1 pseudogene is annotated in these 239 nt (G+C 70.3%); it reads right to left on the bottom strand.

The features are described from left to right. Positions 1 to 62 precede the first annotated feature (62 nt). Positions 63 to 239 (bottom strand): annotated as a pseudogene (locus SB816_RS34675) (acyltransferase); the annotation flags it as partial.

Genomic DNA, 239 nt, shown 5'->3' with positions numbered 1-239 from the left:
CCCAACCCGCCGCGCGAACGTCGCCGGCCATAGCGCCGTCGTCGCTAAGATCCGCCGTTCCGTCAGCGCGCAGACGCGCTCGGCCGCGCCACGAAGTACCGCGCGAGCATCGCGGCGATCGGCTTCTTGAAGTCGAGCAGGCGCTTTTCGAGGTAGCGCCACGACAGATGAGCGAGCAGCACGGCGAGCGCGAACTGCAGCAGCTCGGGCAGCGCGTCGCGCACGAACGCGGGCATCGG

This window comes from Achromobacter sp. SIMBA_011, assembly GCF_046535435.1.
GTDB lineage: Bacteria > Pseudomonadota > Gammaproteobacteria > Burkholderiales > Burkholderiaceae_B > Achromobacter > Achromobacter dolens.
Note: the sequence above shows the minus strand (reverse complement) of the source record. Positions and strands in the feature narration are given on the sequence as shown.